The 4,212-nt window shown below is 73.2% G+C and carries 4 protein-coding genes; 1 reads left to right on the forward strand and 3 read right to left on the reverse strand.

Going from position 1 to position 4,212, the window contains the following annotated elements; all coding sequences use genetic code 11:
* Positions 1 to 104: 104 nt before the first annotated feature.
* From alaS to VFW24_03655, 3 genes are read right to left on the reverse strand one after another with little or no spacing between them, the layout of a single operon-like run.
* Positions 105 to 2,699, reverse strand: a complete 2,595-nt coding sequence (alaS, locus tag VFW24_03645) for an alanine--tRNA ligase (GenBank protein ID HEX5265844.1) — start codon at positions 2,697 to 2,699, stop codon at positions 105 to 107.
* A gap of 13 nt (positions 2,700 to 2,712) precedes the next feature.
* Positions 2,713 to 2,952, reverse strand: a complete 240-nt coding sequence (locus VFW24_03650) for a hypothetical protein (protein HEX5265845.1) — start codon at positions 2,950 to 2,952, stop codon at positions 2,713 to 2,715.
* 16 nt (positions 2,953 to 2,968) lie between these two features.
* On the reverse strand, positions 2,969 to 3,328 hold the full coding sequence (locus tag VFW24_03655; GenBank protein ID HEX5265846.1) for a hypothetical protein: 360 nt from the start codon (positions 3,326 to 3,328) through the stop codon (positions 2,969 to 2,971).
* A gap of 288 nt (positions 3,329 to 3,616) precedes the next feature.
* Between VFW24_03655 and VFW24_03660 the strand changes: the two genes are divergently transcribed.
* On the forward strand, positions 3,617 to 4,212 hold a 596-nt coding region (locus VFW24_03660), incomplete at its 3' end, for a hypothetical protein (GenBank protein ID HEX5265847.1).

The following is a 4,212-nucleotide window of genomic DNA, read 5'->3' on the forward strand; positions in this document are numbered from 1 at the left end:
CGGTCCCCGCCGGCGTGGCCAGCCGGGCCCCCTCGTCGCTGATGGCGAGGCCGATGCGCCGGGTCCCGAGGTCGATCCCCATCACCCTCACTCGACGGGCCCTCTCAATCGGTCGGCGCGCCTCCCGCCAGGCGGGCCCGCACCCCCTCGAGGGCCTCGTCGAGCCGGGCCGGGTCCCTCCCTCCGGCGGTGGCCAGCTCGGGGTGGCGACCCCCGCCGCCGCCGACGAGGCGGGCGGCGTCGGTGATCAGGTCGGACGCCTGCCAGCCGGCGTCCTTGCCGACCGCCGACACCAGGGCGGCCCGCTCCCCGTCCGGGGAGCCCCCGAGGACGACCACCTGGACACCGGGTCGCGAGCGGATCGTGGTGGCCAGCTCCCGCAACTGGTCGGGCGGGATCCCGTCGACGCGCGCCACCACGCGCCCCTCCTCCGCCGATCCGGCCAGCTCCGCCGCCAGGTCCTGCAGGCCCCTCCGGCGGGCGGCCTTCAGCTCCTCCTCGGCCGCCCGCTGCCGGTCGAGGAGGCGGGTCAGCGCGTCCGACACCTCCTCGGGCCGGCTCCGCAACAGCTCGGCCACCCGCCCCAGAGTGTCCTCCTCGGTCTCGATGTGGGCCAGCGACGCCCGACCGGTCAGCGCCTCGATGCGCCGGGTGTTGGCACCGATCGAGCCCTCGGACACGATCTTCAGGGGACCGATCATCCCGACGGCGCCCACGTGGGTGCCTCCGCACAGCTCGACCGACGCCGGGCCCGCCTCCACGACGCGGACCACGTCCCCGTAGCGGTCCCCGAAGAAGGCGATGGCGCCGATCGACTCGGCGTGCTTCATCGACGTCTCGTAGGCGCGCACCGGCGCGTCGGAGATGACGATCTCGTTCACCAGCTCCTCGACCCGGCGCAACTCGTCGGCGCCCGGAGCGGCAAAGTGGCTGTAGTCGAACCGCAGGCGGTCCGGCGCGACCAACGACCCCTGCTGCTGGACGTGGTCCCCGAGCACCTGGCGCAGCGCCCACTGCAGGAGGTGGGTTCCGGTGTGGTTGCGACGGATGTCGTCGCGGCGCGCCGTGTCGACGGTCGCGGTGGCCTCCTGGCCGGCGCTGACGTCCCCGTCGCGCACCCGCCCCACGTGGCGGTGCAGCCCGGGCAGGGCGTAGGAGGTGTCGGTCACCTCGAGGGTCCCGGTCTCCGTGGTGACGGTCCCGGTGTCGCCTACCTGGCCTCCTCCCTCCGCATAGAACGGGGTGCGGTCGAGGAAGACCTCCAGCTCCCCGTCGGGGCGCTCCAGGACGGCCAGCACCCGCCCCGTCGCCTCGGTCTGCCCGTAGCCGAGGAACTCGGTCGAGCCGCCCTCGTCCAGCAGCTGGCGGTAGCGCTCGTCGGCCGCCGCCGCCCCGATCTGCTCCTTGCCGGCCCGCCGGGCGCGCTCGCGCTGGCGGGTCATCTCCTCCTCGAAGCCCGCCATGTCGACCTCGACGCCCCGCTCCGCGGCGATCTCCTGGGTGAGCTCGACCGGGAACCCGTGGGTGTCGTGCAGCAGGAACGCCACCTGCCCGCCGACCCGGGCCTCCCCCGACTCCAGCACCTCGTCCAGCAGCGCCGAGCCGGCGCGCAGGGTCTGGCGGAACCGGGCCTCCTCCCGGCCGATGATCTCGGTGATGCGGTCCGCTCCCCGCTCCAGCTCCGGGTAGGCGCTCCCCATCAGGCCCCGCACGGCGTCGAACAGGCCGGCGGTGACGGGTCGCTCGGCCCCCAGCTGGTGGGCCCGCAGCACCGCCCGGCGGATGACCCGGCGCAGCACGTAGCCCCGCCCGTCGTTGGAGGGCATCACCCCGTCGGCCACCAGGAAGCTCATGGCCCGGGCGTGGTCGGCCAGGACCCGGAGGGCCACGTCGGCCCGGTCCTCGTCCCCGTAGCGCCGGCCCGTGGCGGACTGGGCCGCTTCGAGCAGGGGGGCCATGAGGCTGGTCGAGTACGAGGCGAACGGTCCGGTCACTCCCTCGACGATCGGGAGGATCCGTTCGAAGCCCGCCCCGGTGTCGATGTTCTTGCGGGGCAGGTCGACCAGCGACCCGTCGGGAAGGCGCTGGAGCTGCATGAAGACCAGGTTCCAGATCTCGACGTAGCGCTCCTCGCCGCCCCCCGCCGGGCCCCCGCTGTCCCCGAGCTCGGGCCCGTGGTCGTAGTACAGCTCGGACGACATTCCGCACGGCCCGGGGGCGCCCTTCTGCATCTCCCAGAAGTTGTCCTCGCCCATGCGCTGCACCCGCTCCCGGGGCACACCGACCGACTCCAGCCAGATGGCCTCGGCCTCGTCGTCCTCCTCGTAGACGCTCACCCACACCCGGTCACCGTCGACGCCGAGGCGCTCGGTGACGAACTCCCAGGCAAAGGGGATGGCCTTCTCCTTGAAGTAGTCCCCGAAGCTGAAGTTGCCGAGCATCTCGAAGAAGGTGAGGTGGCGGCTGGTGTGCCCGACCAGCTCGACGTCCCCCGTGCGGAAGCACTTCTGCACGCTGGTGGCCGTCGGCCACGGCGGGGCCTCCTCCCCCAGGAAGATCGGGATGAACTGAACCATGCCGGCGTTCACCAGCAGCGGCGCCGCGGGGTGGTGCGGGATCAGGCTGGCCGAGGGCACGAGCGTGTGCCCGTTGCCCACGAAGTAGTCGGTGAAGGCCTGGCGCAGCTGGTCGGCGTCCATGGAGGAACCGAGGCTACCGGCGCCCCGCCAGCGACTCCCGCAGTTCCGCTTCCCGCTCGCGCATCGCCTCCCGCCCGTCGGACACCGCCGCCCGCAGGTCCTCGCCGAGACGGCGGAGCGAGTCGGCCAGGTCCGCCGACACCCGCTCCGGGGTGTAGCGCTCGATGGTCGAGCGCACCAGGCGGGTCAGCCAGAGGGACAGGCCGAAGCCCAGCCCCATCCCGATGGCGAGGTAGAAGAGCCGCTTGAACATGTCCGCTCGCGGTGCCTCAGTCGTCCTCGTGACCGCGGCGGAAGCGCGACAGGGCCCGGCCCGTGCCTGCGCCGAAGGCCAGCACTTTGATGACCGGGTTCGAGAAGCCCAGGTAGGCCAGCCGGCTGGCCGAGTCCAGGGTGGCCGCGACCGACGCCGCCGTCTCGAGCAGCCCGTCCATCCGCACCAGCTCGGCCTCGGTGCGCTCGGCTATCCCCCGCATCTGGATGAGCACGGGAACTGTCTCGGAGCGGACGTCCTCGGCCGTCTCCCTCACCGCCGCCACCGTCGCCGTTAGGGCGGTGACAGCTCGGCGCAGGGAGACCACGGCCCAGACCAGGACCACCGCCACCACGAGCCCGACGCCCCCGCCCACCGCGGCCCCGATGTCGCCGCCGCTCAGGAGTGCCCCTCCGCGGGCGGCGCCGCCCCGGCCACTCTCTCCACTCCACTCTCCTTCGGCGCTCGACGGTCGGGCGCGCCACTATGCCAGAGCCCACCAACCCCCCCGGCGGTACCGGACCGCCACCTCACGGGAACGTCTGTTCCCGCCGGGCCCGCCACCCGGAGGGCGGGCGGACGGGCGGACCGGCTGACCTTCCCCGACGGCCCCGATCCTGGGATGATCGGCGCCGACAGGCGGACCAGAACCAGGGGGGATCAGATGGAGCGCGTGAGGACCGGCGGCGCCCGCAGGGCGGCCCGCTTCGGGGTGGTGCTGGTCGTGCTGGGGCTGGTGGCGGCGGCGTGCAGCAGCAAGGGTGGGTCCGGGTCGGCTGCCGGTTCCGGCAGCAGCACCACGGCGGCGGGAGCCACCACCACCGGCGCCGCGGGCGAGGGTCCCCAACCCTGGCGCTATCCGGGATCGGGCAACGTCCAGGTCGGGACCGGCACCACGACAGGAGGCGTCAAGTGCTCCTCGGGGGTGGCCCAGATCCCCTACTCCTACGCCCCCCCCTGCGTCGCCAAGTTCACCGGCAGCAACGGGGGCGCCACGTCCAACGGGGTCACCTCCAACGAGATCCTGATCGCCAACCGGGTGTTCCCATCCACCGCCAACGCCGCTCAGGTGGCGGCCATCGCCAAGCAGGACGGCGCCGCCCTGCCTGTTGTCGACCAACAGGTGCGCCGGACCTTCGTCGACTACTTCAACAAGACCTTCGAGCTGTACGGGCGCAAAGTCGTCATCCAGGACGTGGCCGCCTCGGGCAACTCGACGTCCGAGGCCCTCAACCAGGGTCAGGCCCAGGCGTGCGCCGA

It is taken from the genome of Acidimicrobiales bacterium, from assembly GCA_036273495.1.
GTDB lineage: Bacteria > Actinomycetota > Acidimicrobiia > Acidimicrobiales > JAJPHE01 > DASSEU01.